The 25598-nt window shown below is 41.5% G+C and carries 26 protein-coding genes; 1 reads left to right on the plus strand and 25 read right to left on the minus strand.

Features of this window, described 5'->3' with window-relative positions; all coding sequences use genetic code 11:
- The first annotated feature begins 205 nt into the window (after window positions 1-205).
- Window positions 206-790 (plus strand): ATP-dependent Clp endopeptidase proteolytic subunit ClpP, encoded by a 585-nt coding sequence (gene clpP, locus SAZ04_RS11850; protein WP_332695338.1) that lies wholly within the window; start codon window positions 206-208, stop codon window positions 788-790.
- 177 nt (window positions 791-967) lie between these two features.
- On the opposite strand, the gene SAZ04_RS11855 is transcribed toward clpP, so the two are convergent.
- The 25 genes from SAZ04_RS11855 to uvrB form a co-directional block, all read right to left on the minus strand.
- A complete protein-coding gene (locus SAZ04_RS11855) occupies window positions 968-1222 on the minus strand; it encodes an HPr family phosphocarrier protein (protein WP_332695340.1) in 255 nt (84 codons plus the stop codon).
- 40 nt (window positions 1223-1262) lie between these two features.
- Window positions 1263-2213 (minus strand): DNA-binding protein WhiA, encoded by a 951-nt coding sequence (gene whiA / locus SAZ04_RS11860; RefSeq protein WP_332695342.1) that lies wholly within the window; start codon window positions 2211-2213, stop codon window positions 1263-1265.
- A gap of 178 nt (window positions 2214-2391) precedes the next feature.
- Entirely contained in the window at window positions 2392-3333 is a 942-nt protein-coding gene (locus SAZ04_RS11865; protein WP_332695344.1) for a gluconeogenesis factor YvcK family protein, read from the minus strand.
- The gene (gene rapZ, locus SAZ04_RS11870) at window positions 3330-4232 is read right to left on the minus strand and encodes an RNase adapter RapZ (protein ID WP_332695346.1); all 903 of its coding nucleotides are present in this window, start codon (window positions 4230-4232) and stop codon (window positions 3330-3332) included. Before rapZ ends, SAZ04_RS11865 begins: the two co-directional genes overlap by 4 nt.
- Window positions 4233-4250: 18 nt before the next feature.
- Entirely contained in the window at window positions 4251-4718 is a 468-nt protein-coding gene (locus SAZ04_RS11875) for an NUDIX hydrolase (RefSeq protein WP_332695475.1), read from the minus strand.
- A 285-nt stretch (window positions 4719-5003) separates the two neighbouring features.
- A complete protein-coding gene (trxB, locus tag SAZ04_RS11880; protein WP_332695349.1) occupies window positions 5004-5948 on the minus strand; it encodes a thioredoxin-disulfide reductase in 945 nt (314 codons plus the stop codon).
- A 97-nt stretch (window positions 5949-6045) separates the two neighbouring features.
- On the minus strand, window positions 6046-7098 hold the full coding sequence (locus SAZ04_RS11885; RefSeq protein ID WP_332695350.1) for a tetratricopeptide repeat protein: 1053 nt from the start codon (window positions 7096-7098) through the stop codon (window positions 6046-6048).
- A gap of 161 nt (window positions 7099-7259) precedes the next feature.
- On the minus strand, window positions 7260-7886 hold the full coding sequence (hisIE, locus tag SAZ04_RS11890) for a bifunctional phosphoribosyl-AMP cyclohydrolase/phosphoribosyl-ATP diphosphatase HisIE (protein WP_332695352.1): 627 nt from the start codon (window positions 7884-7886) through the stop codon (window positions 7260-7262).
- Window positions 7883-8641, minus strand: coding sequence for an imidazole glycerol phosphate synthase subunit HisF (hisF, locus tag SAZ04_RS11895; RefSeq protein WP_332695354.1), 759 nt, complete (start codon window positions 8639-8641; stop codon window positions 7883-7885). Before hisF ends, hisIE begins: the two co-directional genes overlap by 4 nt.
- A 1-nt stretch (window position 8642) precedes the next feature.
- Window positions 8643-9377 (minus strand): 1-(5-phosphoribosyl)-5-[(5-phosphoribosylamino)methylideneamino]imidazole-4-carboxamide isomerase, encoded by a 735-nt coding sequence (gene hisA / locus SAZ04_RS11900; protein ID WP_332695356.1) that lies wholly within the window; start codon window positions 9375-9377, stop codon window positions 8643-8645.
- Window positions 9370-10014 (minus strand): imidazole glycerol phosphate synthase subunit HisH, encoded by a 645-nt coding sequence (hisH, locus tag SAZ04_RS11905; protein ID WP_332695358.1) that lies wholly within the window; start codon window positions 10012-10014, stop codon window positions 9370-9372. The genes hisA and hisH overlap by 8 nt, the downstream gene beginning before the upstream one ends.
- A gap of 1 nt (window position 10015) precedes the next feature.
- Complete coding sequence (gene hisB, locus SAZ04_RS11910) at window positions 10016-10606, minus strand: imidazoleglycerol-phosphate dehydratase HisB (RefSeq protein WP_332695360.1); 591 nt, start codon at window positions 10604-10606, stop codon at window positions 10016-10018.
- The gene (gene hisD, locus SAZ04_RS11915; protein WP_332695361.1) at window positions 10607-11878 is read right to left on the minus strand and encodes a histidinol dehydrogenase; all 1272 of its coding nucleotides are present in this window, start codon (window positions 11876-11878) and stop codon (window positions 10607-10609) included.
- Entirely contained in the window at window positions 11875-12513 is a 639-nt protein-coding gene (hisG, locus tag SAZ04_RS11920; protein WP_332695363.1) for an ATP phosphoribosyltransferase, read from the minus strand. Before hisG ends, hisD begins: the two co-directional genes overlap by 4 nt.
- A gap of 1 nt (window position 12514) precedes the next feature.
- Window positions 12515-13687, minus strand: coding sequence for an ATP phosphoribosyltransferase regulatory subunit (locus SAZ04_RS11925; protein WP_332695365.1), 1173 nt, complete (start codon window positions 13685-13687; stop codon window positions 12515-12517).
- A gap of 410 nt (window positions 13688-14097) precedes the next feature.
- Window positions 14098-14592, minus strand: a complete 495-nt coding sequence (locus tag SAZ04_RS11930; protein ID WP_332695367.1) for an acyltransferase — start codon at window positions 14590-14592, stop codon at window positions 14098-14100.
- Entirely contained in the window at window positions 14589-15236 is a 648-nt protein-coding gene (ppaX, locus tag SAZ04_RS11935) for a pyrophosphatase PpaX (protein ID WP_332695369.1), read from the minus strand. The genes SAZ04_RS11930 and ppaX overlap by 4 nt, the downstream gene beginning before the upstream one ends.
- Window positions 15226-16179 (minus strand): nucleoside recognition domain-containing protein, encoded by a 954-nt coding sequence (locus SAZ04_RS11940; RefSeq protein ID WP_332695371.1) that lies wholly within the window; start codon window positions 16177-16179, stop codon window positions 15226-15228. Before SAZ04_RS11940 ends, ppaX begins: the two co-directional genes overlap by 11 nt.
- A gap of 29 nt (window positions 16180-16208) precedes the next feature.
- The gene (lgt, locus tag SAZ04_RS11945; RefSeq protein ID WP_332695373.1) at window positions 16209-17084 is read right to left on the minus strand and encodes a prolipoprotein diacylglyceryl transferase; all 876 of its coding nucleotides are present in this window, start codon (window positions 17082-17084) and stop codon (window positions 16209-16211) included.
- A gap of 147 nt (window positions 17085-17231) precedes the next feature.
- Complete coding sequence (hprK, locus tag SAZ04_RS11950) at window positions 17232-18170, minus strand: HPr(Ser) kinase/phosphatase (protein ID WP_332695375.1); 939 nt, start codon at window positions 18168-18170, stop codon at window positions 17232-17234.
- 369 nt (window positions 18171-18539) lie between these two features.
- Window positions 18540-18887, minus strand: coding sequence for a phage holin family protein (locus tag SAZ04_RS11955; protein ID WP_332695377.1), 348 nt, complete (start codon window positions 18885-18887; stop codon window positions 18540-18542).
- Entirely contained in the window at window positions 18887-19087 is a 201-nt protein-coding gene (locus SAZ04_RS11960) for a PspC domain-containing protein (protein ID WP_332695380.1), read from the minus strand. The genes SAZ04_RS11955 and SAZ04_RS11960 overlap by 1 nt, the downstream gene beginning before the upstream one ends.
- 234 nt (window positions 19088-19321) lie before the next feature.
- A complete protein-coding gene (locus tag SAZ04_RS11965; protein ID WP_332695382.1) occupies window positions 19322-20434 on the minus strand; it encodes a DUF4097 domain-containing protein in 1113 nt (370 codons plus the stop codon).
- 242 nt (window positions 20435-20676) lie between these two features.
- The gene (gene uvrA / locus SAZ04_RS11970) at window positions 20677-23550 is read right to left on the minus strand and encodes an excinuclease ABC subunit UvrA (protein ID WP_332695384.1); all 2874 of its coding nucleotides are present in this window, start codon (window positions 23548-23550) and stop codon (window positions 20677-20679) included.
- A gap of 6 nt (window positions 23551-23556) precedes the next feature.
- Window positions 23557-25536, minus strand: a complete 1980-nt coding sequence (uvrB, locus tag SAZ04_RS11975; RefSeq protein WP_332695386.1) for an excinuclease ABC subunit UvrB — start codon at window positions 25534-25536, stop codon at window positions 23557-23559.
- Between the last annotated feature and the right edge of the window lie 62 nt (window positions 25537-25598).

Here is a 25598-nt window from a genome sequence, read left to right on the forward strand (position 1 = left end):
CATCTATTTACATGCTTTGAAAATTTAGAATGATTGCGGAAAGTAGATTCTGTTTCAGAGACGCTAATGTTCAATTCGCGTTTCCACACCCTCATTGAAGCGAAGAAGTCTTATCATTTGACCTTCTTTGACCATTTAGGTATGATGTACATAGCTCAGTTATTTGAACACATTTGGCTTCACTAAAACAAAAGGAGGATTTTACATGAACTTAATTCCTACAGTTATTGAACAAACAAACCGAGGCGAACGTGCATATGACATTTACTCTCGTTTGTTAAAAGATCGTATTATCATGTTAGGCAGCGGGATTGATGATAATGTTGCAAATTCAATCGTAGCTCAACTGCTTTTCCTACAAGCAGAAGATCCAGAGAAAGACATTTCTATCTATATTAACAGCCCAGGCGGATCGATTACGGCTGGTATGGCGATCTATGACACAATGCAGTACATAAAGCCAAAAGTATCAACGATTTGTATTGGTATGGCTGCCTCAATGGGTGCATTCTTACTAGCCGCTGGTGAGAAGGGGAAACGTTTCGCTCTTCCAAACAGTGAAGTCATGATTCACCAGCCACTTGGTGGAACACAAGGTCAAGCTTCCGACATTCAAATTCATGCAAAACGGATCATTGAAATGCGCGAAAGCTTAAACAAAATTTTAGCTGAACGTACCGGTCAACCAATGGAAGTCATTGAACGTGATACCGATCGTGACAATTTCATGATTGCATCAAAAGCACAAGAATATGGCTTGATCGACAAAGTCATTCCTGCTTCGAAGTAGAAAAACTTGGCCTCCGCCAGATTCCCTTCAAACAGAGAAATATAGTGTTTATCCTACTTTCTCAAACGAAGAGCGAACTCAGGCGGAGGCCTTAGTTTTTCTTATTTCATATAAATTTAATAAGCCATCAAAAAGACACCGTTTACTTTTACAAGTAATCGGCGTCTTCCCTTATCATTATTCTGTTTCAATAAAAGCGCTTAACGTTTCAAGTGCCTCAGTCTCGTCGTTTCCATCTATTACAAGCGTAAATGTTGTGCCATGACCCATAGCTAAGCTCATTAAGCCCATAATGCTTTTGGCATTTACTTTTTTTTCATTTTTTTCAATAAATACCTCGGATGAAAATCGACTAGCTTCCTGCACAAATAATGCGGCTGGTCTTGCTTGTAAACCCGCTTTCCTTTTAACTGTTACTTCCTTTTTTACCATATTAATCTCCCCCTCATACCATATTTATATTCGATTTTTTTCATGTTTCAAATGCTTGACCATTCCTAAGTTTGTTTGCAATTTGGTCAATTTTTCGTAAGCGATGATTCACACCAGATTTGCTAACCGTTCCTCCATCAACCATTTCCCCTAACTCTTTGAGAGTAACATCTTGATGCAACACTCGTAACTCGGCAATTTCTTTTAGTTTCGGAGGGAGTTGATCAAGTCCAATCATTCGATCAATATATCGAATATTCTCCACTTGTCTAAGCGCTGCTCCAACTGTCTTGTTTAAGTTTGCGGTTTCACAATTCACTAGTCGATTTACAGAATTTCGCATACCTTTCATGATTCGAACATCTTCAAAATAGAGCAACGCTTGATGAGCACCAATAATATTTAAAAACTCGATTATTTTTTCGCTCTCTTTCATATACGTGATGAAACCCTTTTTACGTTCCAATGTTTTTGCATTTAATTGATATTCGTTCATTAATTCACATAATGAATCATTATGTTCCTCATAAATTGAGAATACCTCTAAGTGATAGGATGAAGTCTCTGGATGATTAATGGACCCTCCAGCTAAAAAGGCACCTCGTAAATAAGCTCGCTTGCAACAATTTGATTTTGTTAATTTTTTTGAAATCGTACGAAGAAAGACAAACCCTTCTCCTAATATCCCTAGAAGTTCGAGCAGCTCTTTTGCCTCGTGTTGCATGCGAACAAGATACACGTTGTTCTTTTTTAATCTCATCTTTTTTCGAACAAGAAGCTCGACAAACATCGATGGATACACCCGCTTAATAAGAGTGTAAATTCGTCTTGCAATCGCAGCATTCTCTGTCGTAACATCTAAACCAAGTTTCATTTGACTAAACGAAAGAGAACCATTCATACGAATAAGTGCAGCTAATTCTGCTGTGGCACAGCAGTCTTCTTGTTCTAGTTGTGTCAGTTCTTTTTTTGTTTTGGCTGCAAAGGACACGGTCCTCACTCCTTTCAGCCATGTAGCACGTATCTGCCTTATGTTTGCACAAAGCATTTCACATGAAAGCAAGAAAAGCTTTCGATCTAAAGAAAATTCCTACACGTACATTGGCTATTTATAATATGTGTTCAAGCTGACACGAACTCTACTTTGGATAGTCTTTATGCTCATCCTCTTACACACGTAAAATTGCTTTTGAAACCTTTATTGCATCATGCCGAAGCATATTTCCTAACTCTGTAACAAAGTGATCGCGGATAATTGAAACTCCTAATGACTGTAAGCGCTCTTCATCAATCTCAACTGGAACAGCCCCTTCTTCGGCATAACGTGACCGAACCTCGGTTGAAACAGTTGAACCATGAACAATCACCTCATCAACTAGTTCCGTACCACAATGATCAATAATTGCCTGTAGATGATCCGCAGCAGAATATTGATCCGTCTCACCACTTTGCGTCATCACGTTGCAAATATAAACTTTACGAGCTTTGGCCTTTTCAATCGCTTTTACAACTCCTGGCACAAGTAAATTCGGAAGAACGCTTGTATAAAGGCTTCCAGGTCCTAACACAATAATATCCGCTTCTTCTATTGCTCGAATACTAGATTGTAAGGGAGGAACATTTTCCGGTGTTAAAAACACTCGTTTAATTCGCTTTTTCTCAAGTGGAATTAGCGACTCCCCTGTGACAACGCTCCCATCTTCCATTTCAGCATGAAGAACGATACTACGATTCGCAGCTGGAAAGACATTCCCTCTTACATTTAACACTTTACTTAATTCTACGATTCCTCGTGAAAAGTCACCTGTAATTGACGTCATTCCTGCTAGCAAAAGATTACCTAGTGAATGACCAGATAAACCATTTCCATTTGAAAAACGATGTTGGAATAACTCCTCAATAAGTGGCTCTACTTCCGCTAATGCAATTAATACATTTCTTACATCTCCAGGAGGAGGAATGTCTAGCTCTTTTCGCAGGCGACCGGAACTACCGCCATCATCAGCAACTGTCACTATAGCAGATATTTCTACAGGAAACGTTTTTAATCCTCGTAGTAACACTGATAAGCCGGTTCCCCCTCCAATTACCACAACATTTTTTTTGTTCACTTCGATGGTTCCTTCCTTTTGTCTTTATCAATATCACGATGGCTCACATGAACCACATACTCATCTGCGAAAGCCTCAGCAAAGTACTCTGCTAATGTAACCGAACGATGCTTCCCGCCTGTACAACCTATGCCAATGACTACTTGACTCTTCCCTTCACGCTTGTATTGCGGAAGCATAAACTTGAGCAGATCCATTAATTTTTCAATAAACTGCTGCGTTTCAGTCCATTTCAATACGTAAGTTGATACTTCTTTTTCAAGACCTGTTTTCGGTCTCATCTGATCGATATAGTGCGGGTTAGGAAGAAAGCGAACATCAAAAACAAGGTCGGCATCAATCGGCATTCCATATTTAAAGCCAAACGACATGACGTTTACTGAAAATGGATGGCGCTCATTGGTTGAAAATCTTTGGATAATTTTTTCTCGTAACTGAATCGGCTTCATATCAGTCGTGTCAATAATTTGTTGCGATCTTCCCTTCATTTCCTCTAACATTTCACGCTCTAATCGAATACCTTCAAGTGGTAATCCATTGGGAGCAAGTGGGTGCGATCGCCTTGTTTCCTTATAACGCTGAACAAGTTTTGCATCCTTTGCATCTAGATAAAGAATTTGTAATTTAAAATGAAGGTGGGGAGAAAGACTAATCATATCGATCGCTTCAAAAAGATGATCAAAGAACTTTCGTCCACGCAAATCAATCACAAGCGCCACTTTATTCATTTTTCCATTCGAGCCTTCAATCAACTCGATAAACTTAGGAATGAGGGCTGGAGGTAGGTTATCGACGCAAAAATAACCTAAGTCCTCGAAGCTTTGTACAGCAACTGTCTTACCAGCTCCCGACATTCCTGTAATAATCACAATTTGAATTTCTTCCTGCTCGATCGTCAACCTCTTCACCCCTTTATTCTACTCTGTTGATAATCGATAAGACACTAAATCAAAGTCTGTTGTATAATAAAACGTTCCATGCATAACCCCTTGATCGTGCAATACATGTGAAAACATATGCCTGTCTCCAGCTGCCATTGGTAACTTTGCAACTTCACTTATGTTCTTCCACTCCAATTTCCCTTCTGGAGACTGTTCAAACAGTTGCCCTTTATAGCTTGTTGCCTGAAACGTGAACATCATCCATTCGTTTACGGGTTGATCATTCTCTACGATCACGATTGTGAAGACTGCTCGCAAGTTTACGTTTTCGACCTGCAAACCTGTTTCCTCACGAAATTCGCGCTCTGCTGATTCTTTTATTGATTCACCAAGTTCCATCTTACCACCAGGTGCAACCCACCAGCCACGACTTGGTTTTTGTAATAATAATGCTTTATCGTTTTTTGTTAAGACACAATTCGTAATCCGCTGCAACCGTCTCACCTCACGTTCAATAACTTCATTATACAATTAATTGAAAGGTCTAACAATTGCTAGTATCAGGGAACTTAATTTAAACAGAGGAAAAGCGGTATAAAAAAAAGGGCACGGACAAAGTGTCCGTGCAAATTATATAAAAAAGGGGGTCAATTACTTATTTATATCTTACCCTTTTTATATTTCAACCATGTTACAGAAGCATTAACGATTCAATACAAAAAGGATGATTTTCCCTTTTTGTATTGAATCGAAGCGATGAGCGTAGCCGGTGCCTTCTTTTAAGGCCTACTACGCCTTTGACTTCTCACCCAAACTCTCAAGATAATGCTGAACATTTTGTGCCGCTAAACTACCATCACCTGTTGCTGTTACAATTTGACGAAGCGATTTCTCACGAATATCTCCAGCTGCAAAAATACCTGGTATTTTCGTTTCCATTTCTTCGTTTGTTTCTACATAGCCATCAGCATTGGTAATCCCTAAATTTTTAACACTTTCATTAAGAGGTAACATGCCGATATAAATGAATACACCATCTGTTTTAAATTCTTGTTCTTCCCCATTTTCAGTGCTAACTAATGTGACACTTCCGACTTTTCCATTTTCTGCATTGATTTCTTTGATCGTATGATTCCAAATAAAATCAATTTTGTCATTAGTAAAGGCACGTTGTTGTAATATTTTCTGTGCGCGAAGCTCATCACGACGATGAACAACCGTAACTTTAGAAGCAAAACGAGTTAAATAGACCGCTTCTTCAACTGCAGAGTCTCCCCCACCAACAACTACTAGCTCTTTTCCTTTGAAAAAAGCACCATCACAAACGGCACAATAGGAAACACCCCGTCCGCTTAATTCTTTCTCACCCGGAACTCCTATTTTCTTGTATTCCGCACCTGTTGCAACGATTACGGCGCGCGCTTTGTACTGCTTACTTCCAGCTTTAATTGTTTTTACATCACCCTCGTCGATGATTTCTTTCACATCACCATAGCCATATTCCGCACCAAATTTCTTTGCATGCTCAAACATTTTTGTTGAGAGCTCTGGTCCAAGAATGTGATCAAATCCAGGGTAATTTTCAACATCTTCAGTATTCGCCATCTGACCACCTGGAATCCCACGCTCTAGCATTATCGTTGAAAGACTTGCACGTGACGTGTAAACAGCAGCTGTCATTCCTGCGGGACCAGCTCCAGCTATGATAACATCATAAATTTTTTCATCACTCATATTGATCCACTCCTTCAAAATACACATTGACTCATCTATGTTTTTTCTCTCTCATATCGTAGCGGATTATACGAACCGTGTCTATTTTCCTGCTCAGTTAGTTAACCCACATATCATACTTAATTAGCTCTTGTTTCCTTTCAATGATCGCATTACTTTTTATAATGGTTTCAGCCTGTTTCGATCCTTGTCTGACCGCACGCTGAATGATTACTGTTGCCTTTTTATGATCGCCTATATGATAAAGAGTAACCCCAAAACAGTAAAGCAGTTCCGAACGATGCTCCAATTCCCATTCATCTAACTCTTTTAAACGGTCATACGCTAATTGATATTCGCCTACCGCACAAAGCGTTTCAGCCACTTTCACATAATGATCACTATCAAGAGGATAGACGCGGCGTAATGCGTTAATAAATGGTTCAGCGCTTTTAGCATCCCCATTTTTTTGATAAAACAAAGCTAAATTGCAAACGGTAAAGAGATTTCCTGTATCCTTTTCAAGGATCGTCTCACAAATCTCAAATGACGCCGACTCATCCCCTATCCGAAATAAAGCCTCAGCTAAATAATTATACGCCGCCCAATAAGTAGGATGTTCATCAATGATTGCTTGCAATACAGGAATGGATGCCTGAACTTCTCCCTGCCTTAATAAATAACGAGCACGTTCATATTGTGCAATTAATTCATCTTCATCTCCGTCGAGATCATCCCACTCATCGTCCTCTTCTCGTTCAAATCTGAGCAGCTCCAAAAGGTCTTTTGCATCTTCTGTAAACCGGTCATTCGGACTTAATTCCAAGTAACGCAGCGTCATTCGCTCCGCCTTTTCAAAAAGACCTAAATACGCATAATTATTCGCCATAAAAAAATAACACTCTGCTACATCTTTTTTTTCAGCCAACACATTATGCAAAATTTCATTTGACCGTTCATATTCCCCAATCTCTGATAGAACGGCTGCTAATTGAACATAAAAAACCGGTTCTGTATTTGTTAATTTCACGGCTCTTTCTAAAAGTTTAATCGCACGTTGCAAATGGTTCTTTCGATATGCTTCGATTCCACGATGAAAGAAATAATCGCCACTTTGAAACAAAGGGACGACTTTACGGTTTTCTTGTTCATTTTTTGGTGTTACATCCATGAAGTTTTGTTACCTCCAGCTTCTCATTTCGTTGCACCTAGTATACATCATTTTCACTAAAGTGGGAACGGGATTCTAGCTTAAGAAAAACTTAAAGGCCTGACCTCTTAATACACCACATATGGTGCAAGCTGGTCAGACCCTTTCTCAAAGCTATTCTGTTATTTATGTCGTTCTTCTAAAACAGCCAATACTTCATCTAATGGTAATTTCTGTTCACGTAACAATACTAAAACATGGTACAGCAAATCAGCGACTTCCCATTTCAATTCTTCAGGATCACGGTTTTTCGCCGCAATGATGACTTCTCCTGCTTCTTCGCCGACCTTCTTTAATATTTTGTCTACACCTTTATCAAACAAATACGTTGTGTAAGCTCCTTCTGGCATTTCTGCTTCTCTTTTGGCAATGACTTGTTCAAGCTCGTCAATGATTGCAAAACGAGTTGGATTCACACGAACGGCTTGCTCGTCAAATAACGAATCAGCAAAGCAAGAATACTCTCCCTTATGACAAGCAGGTCCTGCAGGTACGACCAACACAACAAGCGAGTCGGCATCACAATCATAGCGCATATCAACAATTTGCTGAGTATTTCCAGAGGTCGCCCCTTTGTGCCATAGCTCCTGCCGCGAACGCGAATAAAACCATGTCTCTCTCGTTTCAAGTGACTTTTCTAGCGATTCTTTATTCATATAGGCCAACGTTAACACTTCTTTACTCGCGGCATCTTGCACAATAGCCGGAACAAGCCCGTTTTCATCAAACTTAATCGTTTCAATGCTCATCGTACGGTCACACCCTTTTCTTTTAAATACGTCTTCACTTCTGCGACCGATGTTTCTTTATAGTGAAAGATCGATGCCGCGAGCGCTGCATCCGCCTGTGCATCGTTAAACACATCAGCAAAGTCTTCTTTTTTCCCTGCACCGCCTGAAGCAATTACCGGTACCGTGACAGCTGCATTGACAGCTTTTGTTAGCGCCAGATCAAAGCCAGTTTTCGCTCCATCTTGATCCATACTCGTTAACAAAATCTCACCTGCACCAAGACGCACCGCTTCCTTCGCCCATGCCGTTACTTCCCAGTCTGTTGCTTGGCGTCCTCCATGTGTAAAAATCCGCCATGACCCTAGTTCTTCATCGTATTTCGCATCGATCGCAACAACGATGCACTGCGATCCGAAAAAGTCGGCCCCTTCTTTAATTAATTCTGGGCGCTTCACTGCTGCTGTATTTAACGACACCTTATCTGCTCCAGCACGCAACACTCGCTTCATGTCTTCAAGCGAGTTAATCCCTCCACCTACGGTAAATGGAATTGCCAGCGTACCAGCGACTTCCTCCACGACTTCCACCATCGTTTCACGACCTTCATGCGAAGCAGAAATATCAAGGAAAACAAGCTCATCAGCACCTTGTTCATCATAAAACGCAGCTAGCTCAACAGGATCACCAGCGTCTCGTAAGTCAACAAACTGAATTCCTTTTACAACGCGACCATCTTTTACATCTAAACAAGGAACGATTCGTTTCGTTAACATCCTATTCGCCTCCTTGTAGCGCTTCTTCTAATGTAAACTGATTTGTGTAAAGGGCTTTGCCAACAATGGCTCCACTCACACCACGGTTTTTCCGCTCGCGAAGCTCTGTTAAATCAGCAAGTGAACTGACCCCACCAGATGCGATTACTTGCTTACCTGTTGCTTCGGCTAAACTTGTTATCGCCTCCGTATTTGGACCTGATAGCATACCATCACGTGAAATATCGGTAAAAATAAACACCTCTGCACCGTGACGTGCTAACTCCTGCGCCAATGTTTCCGCTTTGACAGACGACGTTTCGAGCCATCCTTCTGTCGCAACATATCCATCACGAGCATCTAAACCAATGGCAATTCGCTCTCCCCCGTATGTAGCAAGCATTTCTTTCGTAAATTCAGGGTTGTTCACTGCAACACTGCCAAGAATGACACGGTCAACGCCTTGCTCGAGGTAAAATGCCACATCTTCAACTGTCCGAATCCCGCCGCCGACTTGTACCTTTGCATTGAGTTCTTTTGCGACACGGAGGACATGCTCATGATTCACACGTTTCTTTGCTTTTGCTCCGTCTAAATCAACCATGTGAATCCATTCTGCTCCGGCATCAGCAAAAACTTTTGCCATATCAAACGGGGAATCACCGTAAACCGTCTCTTGATCATAATCACCTTGCACAAGACGCACGCACTTGCCGTCTCTCATATCAATCGCTGGATAAATAATAAAGTTACTCACGATTTTCTCCTCCTTGCGTCACAAGCTCCCCGAAGTTACGAAGAATGTTCATGCCAACATGACTGCTTTTTTCTGGATGAAATTGCGTTCCCATGACGTTGTTTCGACCAACAACAGCGGGTACAGTTACGTCATACTCACTTGAAGCAAGTAACACGTCCTCGTCTTTATGCTTCACAACATACGAATGAACAAAATAAACATGTCCCTCTTCGACATCTAGTAAAAGCTTGTGGTCAGGCTTGTGAAACGACAGCTTATTCCAGCCCATATGTGGAACTTTGTACATTTCTCCGTTCACCGTATGACCAACAAAACGCTCCACTCGACCAGGAAGCAGTTTTAACCCTTCTGTTAGCCCGTGTTCATCACTTTCATCAAACAATAGCTGCATGCCAAGACAAATGCCAAGAAGCGGTTTGCCAGAGCCTACCCATTCTTGCAAAAAGGGAGTCAACCCCATTTTATTCAGTGTCTTCATCGCATCTGGAAATGCCCCTACTCCTGGAAGAAGAAGTCCATCGGTCATTTTCAATTGTTCGATATCATCCGTTAAAATGTAGTCTAGCTCTAAACGCTCCAGTGCTTTGCTTACACTGTGCAAGTTTCCCATGCCGTAATCAACAATGCCGATCATCTTACAACATTCCCTTCGTCGACGGGACTCCCTTGACCCGCTCATCGATACTCGTTGCTTCATCTAGTGCACGTGCGAGTGCCTTAAATACCGCTTCAATCATGTGGTGCGTGTTGTGACCGTAGTGAACGATAATATGTAAGTTCATTCGTGCCTCAAGAGCTAGCTTCCACATAAATTCATGAACAAGCTCGACATCAAACGTCCCGACTTTCTGGCTCGGAAATTCTGCACGAAACTCAAGATGAGGTCGATTGCTTAAATCAACGACGACTTGCGCTAACGTCTCATCCATTGGAACAAACGCATTTCCGTAACGACGAATTCCTTTTTTATCACCTAATGCTTCTTTTATTACATGACCAAGGCAAATTCCGATATCTTCTGTTGTATGGTGATCGTCGACTTCGGTGTCGCCATTTGCATTAACCGATAAATCAAAATGACCGTGCTTTGTAAAAAGGTCCAGCATATGTGTTAAAAAAGGGACGCCTGTTTCAAGTTCTGATTTCCCTTCTCCATCAACTGTAAAATCAAGTTTGATTTGCGTTTCTCCTGTATTCCGTTCAATTTGTGCGCGTCTTTCTGTCATTTACTTGTCCTCCAACCTAATATCAATTGCTCGTGCATGTGCTTCTAATCCTTCTAATCGTGCCAGTGCAGAAATCTTATGTCCATTTTCTTCTAACGCTTGCTTGCTATAAGCGATGATGCTTGATTTTTTTATGAAATCATCAACATTTAACGGACTTGAAAATCGAGCTGTTCCGTTTGTCGGCAAAACATGATTCGGTCCAGCAAAATAATCACCAACCGGCTCTGAGCTGTATGGTCCTACAAAAATTGCACCTGCATGACGGATTTTCCCGACCAAATTCATCGGTTCTTCTGTTAACAATTCAAGATGCTCTGGCGCAAGTTCATTAACAACATCAAGTGCTTCAACTAAATCACGAGCTATATAAATGACACCGTAGTCACGAATCGAGGCTCCCGCAATCTCACGCTTTGGTAACGTTGTAAGTTGTTTTTGCACTTCTTTTGCCACGTTCTCAGCTAGTAGCTTTGATGTCGTTACTAATACGGCCGATGCTTGTTCATCATGCTCAGCTTGAGATAATAGATCTGCCGCAATATAGCGTGGATCCGCAGACTCATCGGCTAACACGACAATCTCACTTGGACCTGCAATCATATCGATATCGACTTTTCCAAATACCGCTCGTTTCGCTAAAGCAACATAGATGTTTCCAGGTCCTGTTATTTTATCGACTGCAGGAATAGACTCAGTTCCATAAGCAAGAGCGGCAATGGCTTGAGCGCCGCCTACTTTGTAAATTTCTTTCACTCCTAGTTCCTTCGCTGTCACCAATACACTCGCTGGAAGCATGCCATCTGCTCCTGCTGGAGAAACCATCACAATTCGCTCGACACCCGCTACCTGAGCGGGAATGACATTCATCATAATCGACGAAGGATAGGACGCTTTTCCTCCTGGAACATAGACGCCAACAGAATCGAGTGCCGTCACCTTTTGACCGAGGATCGTTCCATCTTCTTTTGTCGTTAACCATGATTGGCGCTTTTGACGTTCGTGAAAATCACGGATGTTTGTAATCGCTTCGCGTAGTGCTTCGATTAACGTATCATTGATGTCAGCATATGCTCCTTCAAGCTCTGCTTCTGTCACTCTCAAACTACTAAGATCTGCTCCATCGAATTTTTTGGTCAGATCAAACAACGCCTGATCTCCCTGCTCCCTTACTTGGGCTATGATCATCTCAACCGCTGCGCGTTGCTTATCGGTTCCTGTATCGATATCACGTTTAATGCTGACATTCGCTCCAACATTCACGATTTTCATCGTTCATCCCCCTCAATCACTCGAGACAGACGCTCGACCATTTCGTCAATTCGCTCATCTTGCATGCGATAGCTGACCGGGTTAACAATTAAGCGTGATGTAATCGGAACAATTGTTTCAAGCTCGACTAAGCCATTTTCCTTAAGCGTGCGACCTGTTGAAACGATATCAACAATTCGATCAGCAAGACCAATTAATGGTGCTAACTCAATTGAACCATTTAATTTAATGATTTCAACCTGTTCGCCTTGCTCTTTAAAATATTGCGTCGCAAGGTTTGGATACTTCGACGCCACTTTCGGATTGATATCTTTCTTTTCATACCCCGGCAGACCGGCAACCGCTAAATAGCACTCACTAATTTGTAAATCAAGCACCTCATACACGACACGTTCTTCTTCGATCATCGTATCTTTTCCTGCCACTCCAACATCTGCCACTCCATGTTCGACATACGTCGGGACATCCATTGGCTTTGCTAGGATAAAGCGCATGTTTTCTTCTGGCACATCAATAATCAATTTACGTGAATCATCAAACTCAGCAGGCAAGTTGTAGCCGGCTTTACGTAACAATTCTAACGCTTCTTCAAATATTCGCCCTTTCGGCATCGCTACTGTTAACCAATCTGACATCTTACGCTTCTCCTTTCTTTGCACCAATGTAGTAGTATACTTCTGTAAATTGCTCTGACATCCCATCGACATCTTTCACACCAGCAATGTCTTGAACAACGACGGCTTCGCCCGCTTCTCTTAAGCTTGCTGCCTCTTTGAATGCGTCCGCTCTTCTTTCTTTACTAAAAACGATACACGTTGTTTTTCGTTTTGTTGCCAATTCACCGATCGCTTCAACGAGGAGATCAAGCCTGACACCAAATCCAGTCGCTTGACCAGGACGCTCGAACTTTCCAAGAAGCTCATCATAACGGCCACCACTACAAAGCGGTACACCTAGATTACTTCCATAGCCTTCAAAAACCGCACCTGTATAATAACTCATATGCAAGACAAGGTTTAAATCAAGCTTTACATATTGTTCAATACCGTAGCTTTCAAGCACGTTCCATAATTCTTCTAACTCCGCTAATGCTTTTGTTCCTTCTTCCGTTTGAACAAGCTTTGCTGCGTCTTCAAGCACTTCCTTGCTACCACGTAGTTTTAACAAACCGAGTAGTCTTCCTTTATCAATCGAGGAGATAGGCAAGTTTTTCACATGTTCTCTGAATCCTACATAATTTTTTTCATATAAAAAACGACGAAGCTCATCCGCTCGTTCGCCAACGATATCGAGCAGCAGTGCATTCACATAGCCAATATGACCAATCGCAATTTTAAAATGTGACAATCCTGCACGTTTTAACGCAGACGCCATTAACGCAATTACTTCTCCGTCTGCACTTACCGTCCCATCTCCAATTAACTCGACTCCAAGTTGTTCAAATTCTGCTGGTTTCCCACCTTCATGCTGCTGAGCACGGTACACATTTGATTGATAAGAAAGTCTAAGCGGATACGCCTCTCCCTTCATGCTTGATGCGACAAGCCTAGCAATAGGTGCTGTCATATCAGGACGAAGCACAAGCGTATTTCCTTGCTGATCCAATAACTTAAACAGCTGCTGATCTAAAATCGCCGATGCGAGACCCACTGTTTCGTAATATTCTAACGTCGGAGTCTCAATCATTTGATAACCCCATCCGGACATTTCTGTTTCTAATTGCTCACGTATTTGTTTCTTCATTTCATACATTTCTGGTAATGTATCACGCATTCCAAGCGGTTTTTCAAACATAAGTGGCTTAGACATCAACTACACTCCTTCGTTCTTCTCCGTAGTCTGCTCACGGCAGATTCCCACTATCATTTTTCTATCTTTCCCATCATTCGCCTTTTTTGTCAAAATACCTATTTTTCCATTATAGGAATTCTCTACTTTAGTTCGCTACTGTGCTAATAAGATAAAGTATAGTGTTTAGTTTACCTTGATGTACAAACATCGTCAACCGTTTCGTTTAAATTTCCACGGTACTCTTTTGAATTGCGCAAGTTTTCGAATATTTCACGGTAAAAAAATCAACTGGCTCGATGAAAATGAGGCTGCTTCAAAACTCAAGGGTCTGACCCTTAGAGTACAATATATGGGATCTTCATAAGAGATCAACACCCGTATATCGCACTGACTAGTTGGGGTCAGACCCTTTTTAGGCAGCCTCCTTATCAATCCTCTACCTTTTCACGAATAACTTGCATCGGGTTCCCTCCGACAAAGGCCCCTGCTGGCACATCACGATGCACAAGTGTTCCAGCCGATACAATGGCACCATCACCAATCGTTACACCTGGAAGGATCGTTGTATTTGCCCCAATCATGACTCCATCACCAATCACTACATCGCCTAGCCTGTACTCTTTAATTAAATATTCATGCGCTAAAATCGTCGTGTTGTACCCGATAATGGAATTGCGCCCAATCGAAATACGTTCGGGAAACATAATGTCCATCATCACCATTAATGCTACCGCCGTCTCATCGCCAACTTTCATGCCGAGAAACGTACGATATAGCCAGTTCTTGACGCCGATCAAAGGTGTGTAACGTGAAAGTTGAATGACAATAAAATTTTTGACCACCTTCCAGAAAGGAACGGTTTTGTAAATATGCCAGAGAGAATTCGCTGATTTCACAGGATATCGCTCTGTCTTTCTACTCATCGTTTTTCTACTCCTACTATCGCTAGTAAATCACGCATATTCGAAAGGATATAATCAGCTTCAAATGTTTGAATCTTTTCTTCCCCTTTAATCGACCAACCAACAACGGCAGTAGGCACACCTAAATTTTTACCAGCTTGAACATCAAAATGACTATCGCCAATCATCATCGCTGTTTCTTTTGTCGAACCAAGAGCGTTCAGCGCTTTTTCAAGTGGTTCTGGATCTGGCTTTGCGTTTTCGACATCATCAAGACCAATGACAACATCAAAAAATTGATCAAGTCCCGTTAGTTTTAATCCCATTAAAGCCGTTTTTCGTATTTTTGTTGTGACAATCGCTAGCTTATAGCCTTCTTTATGAAACCGTTCAACCGTCTCATACACACCTTCATATTCTGTTACTAGCTCATCATGCTTCGCATGATTAAACGTACGGTATGTTTGAATCATTTCATCCACTCGAGTGAAATCAACTGATTCGAAGCTATCTGCAAGGGACGGCCCAATGAATTCAATCGCATGCTCACGTGTATATTCACCTGGTTTATATTGCTCGAGTGTGTGCAGGAACGAAGCAATAATCAGTTCATTTGTATTAATAAGCGTACCATCTAAATCAAACAATAACGTATCAATGTTCATATGTCGCTCCCTCTCTCTCTATCTCTTGTTTTTTCTCGGACCGTTTCCAAACAAATGCAATCGCAATTGTTAATAGAATCGCTGTTATGACTCGAATGAGTAATAGCGGCCAAACTGGAATCCCGAGTGGAATGAAAATCAATGTATCCTCAATAACGGCGTGGCAAGCAACGAGAAAAATAAAGACTAAATACAAATCCTTCTTGGCAACTCCGTCTTCTTTCACTGCCTGAATCATTACCCCTGCACCGAATGCAAGACCAAACAATAACCCTGAAGCTAGCGTTGTAGATGTATTTTCTTTAATTCCTAGCATTTTCGTAAAAGGCGCCATTGCTTTTGAGACTACTTTTAGCCAGTCTCGTTCTTTCATAATTTGGACAACAACCATGAGCGGAATGACGATCATCGCTAGTTGGATAATTCCAAGCGTTGCACTCGTGACCCCTTGCCACGCAATCGCCAGCCACCCATCTACTTCAGGTTGACCTGTACTTGAGACGAATCCATACTGAGCTAGCTCTTGCCCCCCATTCCAAACAAGGTTGATGAGGAAAGCAGAGAAAATCGCTAACCCAATTCGAACAACAAGAACAACGGACATGTTGATGCCGACTTTTGTTGCAACAGCCGATTCTACAAATAAGTTATGTGAGAAAGAGAGCATCACCGCAAGGATAAACACTTCTTTCACTGACAAATCCATTGTTAAAATCGCTCCGATGCCCGCGTATAAATTTAAGACATTGCCTAAAACAAGTGGAATCGCCGCTTCTCCTGGCAGTCCAATCCACCCCATAACAGGCGCCAATAGTTTAGCTAGCCATTCAAGCACAGGTGTATAACCTAATATCGTTACAATTAGCGTAATTGGAAAAATGATTTTCCCGAGCGTCCAAGTCGTCAGCAACCCGACAAAGAGCCCGCGTTTTAGTATCCCCATTGCGCTACTCCCTCCATATGTTTCTCTCTCTATTTTTTCTTCTTTTTCTTTTTCTGTTTCTGTTTGTTCGTTGTTTGTTTCGGTGAACCCGTTAACGCTGGCACGTGATAGCGCGGAACATCTGGTTGCATGCGACGATAAACTGTAAAAATAATCGCTCCTACAATGAGAATAATAGACATGACTTGAGCCGTTTTTAACACTCCGCCGATTAATAAATAATCTAAGCGTACTGCCTCAAGGAAGAAACGGCCAACTGAGTAATACACTAGATATGTCATGAACATTTCACCTTGACGCAAGTTCAAACGTCTTAAATAAAGCAACAGGAGAAACCCTAACACATTCCAAATCGATTCATATAAAAAGGTAGGATGATAATACGTCCCGTTAATGTACATTTGATTAATAATAAATTCAGGAAGCATCAAACCTTCTAAAAATTCTCTCGTAACAGGTCCGCCGTATACTTCTTGGTTCATGAAGTTTCCCCAACGACCGATCGCTTGTGCTAAGATTAAACTTGGTACGGTAATATCGGCAATTTGCCAAAATGAGTAGCCGCGCTTCTTACAAAAGAAGTAAGCCGTCAGCATCCCCCCGATGACCCCTCCGTGAATCGCTAATCCGCCTTCCCAAATGTAGAAGGCACGGATCGGATGATCCGCAAATTGTTCCCATCTAAAAATGACATAATAGACTCTTGCTGAAAGAATGGAAATCGGCAGCGCAAACAGAAGCAAATCTGCATAAGTTTCCTTCGGATATCCTAACTTCACTGCCTCTTTTGTTGCGATCAGATATCCGATAAACACTCCTAACCCAATAAGAGCTCCATACCAATAGATGGTAAGTGGCCCTAGTTCTAGAAAAATCCGACCTAACGGTTCTATGTTTTCTTCCATTGTTCGCCTCTCCCTACATATACAATTTAAAATCTGATTTTTTCTACAGTCTTGCCCTTCCACCCATTAGGTAAGCATCCGGTATACATACGTTCTACTCTTTTCGAAAAAGCGCACTACTAATTAGCAGGCGCCATAAATTCCAGATTAACGAAATTCCTCGTGATCTCCTTCTTCAATCACATCGGTTAATCTCGCTGAAAACTCTTGTGCTGCATCATATCCAAGACGTTTTAGACGGAAGTTCATCGCTGCTACTTCAATAATAACCGCTAAATTTCGACCTGGGCGAACCGGTACGGTTAACCTGGTTATATCTGTATCAATGATTCTCATTTTTTCTTCTTCTAATCCTAATCGATCATAAGCTTTCTTTTGATCCCAAAGTTCTAAATTAATACAAAGAACAATCCGCTTAAATGGACGCACCGCCCCCGCTCCAAATAACGTCATCACGTTAATAATGCCCAAGCCACGTATTTCAAGTAAATGTTGAATCAAATCAGGTGATCGCCCTACAAGTGTTCCTTCATTTTCTTGACGAATCTCAACCGAATCATCAGCCACTAGTCGATGTCCACGTCGGACGAGGTCAAGAGCGGTTTCACTTTTCCCGACTCCGCTGTTACCCGTAATCAAAACGCCAATTCCATAAATATCAACAAGTACTCCATGGATCGCCGTCATTGGGGCCAATTCACTATCTAAGAAAGTCGTAATGCTACTACTTAAACGAGTTGTCGGGATATGTGAACGTAGTAAAGGCACACCCACTTTTTCAGCGGCTTCTATTAATTCATTTGGAACAGCTAGTCCACGAGAAATAATGATACAAGGCGTATCATATGTACATAACTTCAACATTCTTTCTTCTCTTTCATGCTGCTTTAATTGTTCAAAAAAGGAAAGCTCCGTTCTCCCCAAAAGCTGAAGTCGCTTTGCAGGATAATACGTAAAATAACCAGCCATCTCGATTCCTGGTCTCGAAAGATCACTAGTTGTAATCGGACGATAAATGCCCTCTTCTCCTGCTACAAGTTCTAAATTAAAACGTTCTAATAAATCATTTGCTGTTACCTTTGCCATTTGCTAATCCCACCTTCACTATCTCATATGCATTTCTAACTCAGTGAGTACGTTTTCCATTTTAGCATGTTTTAACTGAAATCATTTCATACTTGCCCAATCTTTTTTTCCTAAAACGAAATTTATAGCAACAACATCATAAGAACTCGTATTTTTTTCTCTAACGAAGGCCAAATCTAGGGGTGCTCTTGCTTAGATGTCAGTTATTTCAGCGATGATGATTGCCTATGGCCGTTTTCCCGTTCTCACTACTAATTGGTGCAAATTACGTCTGTAGAGCTAAACCTAAACAGACAAAAATCCTCACAAAAATAACTTTGTGAGGATTTTTTATCTTGCATGATCAAAACTCGTAGCACAACGCGTATGTTATCTCCGCTTGCGAATCGGTTTTACAACAAACGTTTGAATAATCGCAATGAGAATTGCCGCGAGGATCGCCATTCCAAATCCATCAATGACAAACGCACTTCCCATTAAGGCAGCTGTCAGCATTAATGTAATCGCACTAATGATGAATAAAAAGAACCCAAGCGTCAAAATAGTAATTGGCAATGTTAATACAACAAGAATCGGTCTGACGATCGCATTCACAATCGATAAAAGCAAACTGGCGATCATCGCCGCACCAAATCCTGATAAGTAAAAACCATTAAATAAATAAGCAATCCCGATTAAAATCAATGCATTAATGATGAGACCAATAATCCAGCGCATTAATCCCTCACATCCTCTTCATTCGGAATAAGCACAATCGCTATAATGTAACCAATGATAAAAGGAAAAAATCCTGTTATAAAAAATAGAATCACAGCTAATAATCTGATGACTGTTGGGTCTAATGACAAATAATTTGCCAGCCCCCCACAAACACCTGCAAGCTTGCGATCATATTGAGAACGAAACAACCGCTTCACACAAATCACCTTCTTTCTTTAGAAAAACTTGGCTCCCGCCAGATCATTTCAAAGTAAGAGCTACCTTATTTTCCTGTTCTTTCTCAAGCGAAGAAAGGATTCCGGCGGATGCCTTCGTTTTTCTTACTACCTAACCATTTTCCGCTCTTACCCGGAATAACTGATGTCAAAACGTTCTTTCCGTTTTGACATCAGCTATAGAGGAAGCTAGGAGGCCAATCCTTCCCCATATTACTACTGATCTTTCACAAGTACTGACCCTGTATTCGTTAACGCATTTACCTTTACTCGTGGCGACGATTGTTGATTGCCGATGAAACTTAATGATTTTTGTGCAAACTCTTTCTTTTCTTCGAGCACTTCATAATCACGAAGGTCGACGGTAAAGCCACCGACATTTGTTTTTAATTTCCCTTCTACACGAGTTGTTTTTGGTATAGACAAATGAATACTACCGGTTGTTGCTTTTAAATCTGCATAACCTGATTCTTTTAACTCATCCAAGTCATACGTAATTGAACCATTCACCGTCTCCGCATCAAAATCTTGGACGATTCCTGTTAAAGTGATTCCACCATTAATCGTTTTCGCGTCGAATACATCAATATTTGCCTTTTTATACTCAATCGCTCCATTTACCGTTTCCGCCATCACTTTCTTCGCTTTCACAGAAGAGAACGAAAGGGCACCGTTCATTGCATTGACATCAAGTGTATCGACATCAAGGGTATCGCCGCTAATTTGTCCATTAAACGTATACAACTTAATATGCGTAAACGTAACGCGAGGAACGTAGACAGTCGTTTGCACTTTTATCGATTTCGTTTTCGTATGAAATAACATCTTTCGTTCATCTACACGAAAAGTCGATTCATGTAAAAAGATACGACGAGCCTCTTCACTATTCTTTACCCGATACACTTTCGCCTTACACTCAACTCGCACATCTGACTCATCCCAAGGCTTAAACGTAATTGAGCCGTTTTCTAGTGAAATATCTAATGACGTCGGCGAAACATCTCGATGTTGAAAAATATGATCAATTTCAACCGCAGATCCAAAATTAAAATCAAGGTCAACATCTTTGATTTTTTGGATTGTACTTTCGATAAATGACGTAAACAAATTCGTGGTTGATGAAGCCGTTTGACGAGCACGCTCACGATAGCGATCGCCCTCATCCCATTTTACCTCCGTCGACACTTCTGATACTGGAGTAACGACTTTATGAGTTTGAGCAGGCTCCGTTTTTTCCATCGCTTCAAGGAGCTTAATTCCTTCTTCTGCCGTAATCTTTCCGTCTTCGATCATTTTTAAAATCATCTTCCGTTCTTCCAACAATCCCACTCCCTCATTCTCAAATATGAGCAAAGCAAAGCAAAGCACAACACAACGACTACTACACTATTGTATTACGAACGAATAGCAAAACATGTTTCATTTATCTTCAAAAGGTTGATTTTTACCTTTTTGAAGATAAATGAAGCAATGAGCAAAGCCGCCGTTTTCTCTTAAGCCGTTTGAGCGGTTTTCTCAAACGACGCACGGCGAGCAGAGCCATTAACTCTTTACTTTTTTGAAAACTCTCTCTAATTCTTTTGCAATTCTTTTTCACGAACCAATGCATCCATCCGTTGTTTATCCCGCACTAGTATCGGTTTTAAGTACGTTCCTGTATAAGATCCTTTGACCTCAGCCACTTCTTCTGGCGTCCCTTGTGCAACAAGTTGACCACCTTTGTCGCCTCCTTCAGGTCCTAAATCAATAATGTGATCAACCGTTTTAATGACATCAAGGTTGTGTTCAATGACTAACACGGTATCGCCATTATCAACGAGTCGCTGCAACACTTTCAATAAACGATCAATATCATCAACATGAAGTCCAGTTGTTGGTTCATCTAAAATGTAGATTGTCCGTCCTGTCGGCCTTTTATGAAGTTGAGAAGCGAGTTTCACTCGTTGCGCTTCTCCCCCAGACAAAGTCGTTGCTGGTTGCCCAAGTCGAATGTATCCTAAACCAACATCGACAAGCGTTTGGATTTTGCGGTTGATTTTAGGGATGTTCGCAAAAAACTCCAACCCCTCTTCCACCGTCATCGCAAGTACATCGGCAATGGTCTTGCCTTTATACGTAATATCAAGCGTCTCACGGTTGTATCGTTTTCCTTCACACACTTCGCAAGGCACATAAACATCTGGTAAGAAGTGCATCTCAATCTTAATAATCCCATCCCCGCGACAAGCCTCACAGCGACCACCTTTCACATTAAAGCTAAAGCGACCTTTTTTATAGCCTCTGACTTTCGCTTCGTTCGTCATCGCAAACACGTCGCGAATATCATCAAAAACCCCTGTGTATGTCGCAGGGTTGGAGCGGGGCGTTCGGCCAATTGGCGATTGGTCAATTTCAATGACTTTATCAATTTCTTCAAGTCCGACAATTTCTTTATGCCTGCCCGGTTTGTCTTTGGCTCTGTGTAGTTTTTGTGCTAATGATTTATAAACAATTTCGTTGATCAGCGTACTCTTCCCTGATCCCGAGACGCCTGTAACTGCCATAAACAAGCCAAGTGGAAATGTCACACTTACATTTTTTAAATTGTTTTCACTTGCCTTTTTCACAGAAAAGGAGCGGCCATCAGACTGCCGTCGTATGTTAGGAACAGGAATAAATTTTTTCCCAGATAAATATTGTCCCGTTAAAGAATCTTCATTGTTCATAATTTCTTCTGGTGTGCCTTGTGCCGTAATTTCACCGCCATGAACACCTGCTCCTGGACCAATATCAATTAGAAAGTCTGCTGCCATCATCGTATCTTCATCATGTTCAACGACAATTAATGTATTTCCTAAATTACGCATGTGTTCAAGTGTTTTAATTAACCGATCATTATCACGCTGATGCAACCCGATTGATGGCTCATCAAGAATGTAGAGAACGCCCATTAAGGAAGAACCAATTTGAGTAGCCAGGCGAATTCGCTGCGCTTCTCCACCTGATAATGATCCAGCTGAGCGGCTTAATGATAAATAATCTAAACCTACATTCATTAAAAAGCCTAATCGATCATTGATTTCTTTTAATATTAAACGAGCAATCGCTATGTCTTTATCTGACAACTCTAGTTGTTCAAAAAACACTTTCGCATCTTTGACAGAAAGCGAAGCAACATGTCCAATATGATTGCCCCCGATAAAAACAGCAAGTGCTTCCTTCTTAAGACGAAACCCTTTACAAGCTGGACAATGTTTATGAGTCATATACGCTTCCATTTGTTCACGAATATAATCAGAACTTGTCTCATGATAACGGCGAGAGATATTGTTGACGACCCCTTCGAACACAATTAAATTCTCGCGTATTTGGCCAAATTCATTTTCATAGCGGAAATAGATTTTTTCTTTGCCGCTTCCATATAACACTTTGTCAAAGAGTGATTCGGGAATTTGGTCGACAGGTGTATCCAAATCGATTTGATAATGATCGCATACCGCTTGAAGCAATTGTGGATAATATTGTGAACTCGTCGGTTCCCAAGGCGCAATCGCATTCTCACTCAAGGACTTCGTACGATCTGGGACAACTAAATCAAGATCGACCTCAAGCTTATGACCAAGGCCATCACAAGAAGGGCAAGCCCCGTAAGGACTATTAAATGAAAACATTCTTGGCTCAAGTTCAGGAATGGAAAAACCACACTCAGGACAAGCATGATGCTGACTAAACAGCAATTCTTCCTCCCCAATCACATCAACTAGTACTCGTCCATCTGCTAAGGTGAGTGCTGATTCTAGGGAATCGGCTAAACGAGTATGTATGCCATCTTTGATCACAATGCGGTCAATGACTACTTCAATGCTATGCTTCTTATTTTTCTCAAGTTCAATCTCTTCGGCCACTTCCCGCATCTCTCCGTCAACACGGACACGGACGTATCCTTGCTTTTTCATATCCTCAAGCACTTTCACATGAGTCCCTTTTCTACCGGAAACAAGCGGAGCGAGAATTTGCATTTTCGTCCGCTCTGGATACTGGACGATCCGATCAACCATTTGTTGAATCGTTTGCGACGAAATTTCCACGCCATGCTTCGGACAGACAGGTTTTCCGATTCGTGCATACAACAAACGCAAGTAGTCAAAAATTTCGGTGACCGTTCCCACGGTTGAACGTGGGTTGCGACTCGTTGTTTTTTGATCAATCGAAATCGCTGGTGATAACCCTTCAATGGCATCAACATCCGGCTTATCCATTTGCCCGAGAAATTGACGAGCATACGCAGAGAGTGACTCAACATAACGTCTTTGTCCCTCTGCATAGATTGTATCAAAGGCTAACGAAGATTTTCCTGAACCAGACAATCCTGTTAACACAACAAGCTTATCTCGCGGAATTGTTACATCAATGTTTTTTAAATTATGAGAGCGTGCCCCTTTTACAACAATGTTTTCTAATGCCACGTTTCCTCACCCTTCCGCTTTTAATTCAAGAACAAGGTCACGAAGTTCAGCCGCCCGTTCGAAGTTCAATTCGCGCGCTGCTTCCTTCATTTCCTTTTCCATTCGTTCGATCATTGCTTGTCTTTCTTTCTTGTTCAGTTTTTGTACTGGTGCCGCATAATTTGTTGATTCTGTATTTTCGGCAACTTGAGTTGCTTGAATGATATCTGGAATTTTCTTTTGAATTGTTTTTGGTATAATGCCGTGCTTCTCATTATGTTCTCTTTGAATCGTACGACGGCGATTTGTTTCTTCTATTGCCGCGTTCATTGACTTCGTTATTTTATCAGCATACATAATGACATGACCATGCACATTACGCGCTGCCCGCCCCATTGTCTGGATCAATGAACGATCAGAACGCAAGAACCCTTCTTTATCAGCATCTAAAATGGCGACAAGTGACACCTCTGGAATATCAAGCCCTTCCCTGAGCAAGTTAATCCCAATTAGCACATCAAATGTACCCATTCGCAGTTGACGAATAATCTCAATCCGCTCTAACGTCTTCACTTCTGAATGCAAATAGCGAACGCGAATACCAATCTCTTTTAAATAATCGGTTAAGTCCTCTGACATTTTCTTCGTTAATGTCGTCACAAGAACGCGCTCATTACGTTCTGTCCTCGCATGGATTTCACCAATTAAATCATCAATTTGCCCTTCAATTGGCCGAATATCTATCGTCGGATCGAGTAAGCCAGTCGGTCGAATGATTTGCTCAACCATTTTAGGCGTATGCTCAAGCTCATATGGACCTGGTGTTGCCGATACATAGACAGCTTGATGAACTTTCGCCTCAAACTCCTCAAACTTTAATGGTCGATTATCAAGAGCAGATGGGAGGCGGAAACCATGATTTACGAGCACCTCTTTACGAGCCCGGTCCCCGTTGTACATTCCCCTTACTTGTGGCAAAGAAACATGCGACTCATCCATAATTAAAAGAAAGTCTTCAGGAAAGAAATCGATCAGCGTGTACGGAGTAGCTCCTGCTCCGCGTAATGTCAAATGACGGGAGTAGTTCTCAATCCCTGAGCAAAAACCCATCTCAGCCATCATCTCAATGTCATAACGTGTACGCTGTTCAAGGCGCTGAGCTTCAAGTAATTTCCCATTCTCATGAAGCTCTTTCAAACGTTCTTCTAATTCAACTTCAATGTTGGCAATTGCCTTTTTCAGTTTCTCTTCACGGGTGACGAAGTGGGAAGCTGGAAAAATCGCAATGTGACTCCGATCGCCTTTTATTTCTCCTGTAAGAGCATTGACCTCGGTCATTCGATCAATTTCATCTCCAAAGAACTCAACACGTATGCACTGCTCATCACGTGAAGCTGGAAAGATTTCAACAACGTCACCTCGAACGCGGAACGTACCACGTGTAAAATTTACATCATTGCGATCATATTGAATATCGACTAATTTGCGAAGTAGTTCATTTCGGTCGATTTCCATACCAACTCGTAGAGAGACAACGAGATCACGGTACTCTTCCGGCGAACCTAATCCATATATACACGAAACACTCGCGATAATAATGACATCGTTTCTCTCAAATAAGGCACTCGTCGCTGAGTGACGTAGCTTATCAATCTCATCATTAATACTAGCGTCTTTCTCAATAAACGTATCCGAACTTGGAACATATGCTTCAGGTTGATAATAATCGTAGTAGCTGACAAAATACTCAACTGCATTGTTTGGGAAAAACTCTTTAAATTCACTATAAAGCTGGCCAGCAAGTGTTTTGTTGTGAGCCATAATTAACGTAGGTCTGTTCACTTCTTTAATGACGTTTGACATCGTAAACGTCTTCCCAGTCCCTGTTGCCCCTAGTAAAGTTTGATGCTTCTCACCTTTCCTCAGACCTTCAACGATCTGTTTAATCGCTTCAGGCTGATCCCCTTCAGGTTGATATGCTGACACAAGCTCAAACGTCTCTCTCAATCAAATAACCTCCTACCGAACTGTTTATAATTACCTGTATTATACCATGGAATACCAGTTAC

The sequence above is a fragment of the Halalkalibacter lacteus genome, from assembly GCF_036663595.1.
GTDB lineage: Bacteria > Bacillota > Bacilli > Bacillales > Bacillaceae_D > Halalkalibacter > Halalkalibacter lacteus.

What these genes read in the sequence shown, in the direction of transcription:
- clpP (WP_332695338.1), top strand. Translation starts at nt 206, where the DNA reads ATGAACTTAATTCCTACAGTTATTGAACAAACAAACCGAGGCGAACGT.
- SAZ04_RS11855 (WP_332695340.1), bottom strand. Translation starts at nt 1,222, where the DNA reads ATGGTAAAAAAGGAAGTAACAGTTAAAAGGAAAGCGGGTTTACAAGCA.
- trxB (WP_332695349.1), bottom strand. Translation starts at nt 5,948, where the DNA reads ATGAGTGATGAAAAAATTTATGATGTTATCATAGCTGGAGCTGGTCCC.
- SAZ04_RS11885 (WP_332695350.1), bottom strand. Translation starts at nt 7,098, where the DNA reads ATGGATGTAACACCAAAAAATGAACAAGAAAACCGTAAAGTCGTCCCT.
- hisIE (WP_332695352.1), bottom strand. Translation starts at nt 7,886, where the DNA reads ATGAGCATTGAAACGATTAAGTTTGATGAAAACGGGCTTGTTCCGGCT.
- hisF (WP_332695354.1), bottom strand. Translation starts at nt 8,641, where the DNA reads ATGTTAACGAAACGAATCGTTCCTTGTTTAGATGTAAAAGATGGTCGC.
- hisH (WP_332695358.1), bottom strand. Translation starts at nt 10,014, where the DNA reads ATGATCGGCATTGTTGATTACGGCATGGGAAACTTGCACAGTGTAAGC.
- hisB (WP_332695360.1), bottom strand. Translation starts at nt 10,606, where the DNA reads ATGACAGAAAGACGCGCACAAATTGAACGGAATACAGGAGAAACGCAA.
- hisD (WP_332695361.1), bottom strand. Translation starts at nt 11,878, where the DNA reads ATGAAAATCGTGAATGTTGGAGCGAATGTCAGCATTAAACGTGATATC.
- hisG (WP_332695363.1), bottom strand. Translation starts at nt 12,513, where the DNA reads ATGTCAGATTGGTTAACAGTAGCGATGCCGAAAGGGCGAATATTTGAA.
- SAZ04_RS11925 (WP_332695365.1), bottom strand. Translation starts at nt 13,687, where the DNA reads ATGTCTAAGCCACTTATGTTTGAAAAACCGCTTGGAATGCGTGATACA.
- SAZ04_RS11930 (WP_332695367.1), bottom strand. Translation starts at nt 14,592, where the DNA reads ATGAGTAGAAAGACAGAGCGATATCCTGTGAAATCAGCGAATTCTCTC.
- ppaX (WP_332695369.1), bottom strand. Translation starts at nt 15,236, where the DNA reads ATGAACATTGATACGTTATTGTTTGATTTAGATGGTACGCTTATTAAT.
- SAZ04_RS11940 (WP_332695371.1), bottom strand. Translation starts at nt 16,179, where the DNA reads ATGGGGATACTAAAACGCGGGCTCTTTGTCGGGTTGCTGACGACTTGG.
- lgt (WP_332695373.1), bottom strand. Translation starts at nt 17,084, where the DNA reads ATGGAAGAAAACATAGAACCGTTAGGTCGGATTTTTCTAGAACTAGGG.
- hprK (WP_332695375.1), bottom strand. Translation starts at nt 18,170, where the DNA reads ATGGCAAAGGTAACAGCAAATGATTTATTAGAACGTTTTAATTTAGAA.
- SAZ04_RS11955 (WP_332695377.1), bottom strand. Translation starts at nt 18,887, where the DNA reads ATGCGCTGGATTATTGGTCTCATCATTAATGCATTGATTTTAATCGGG.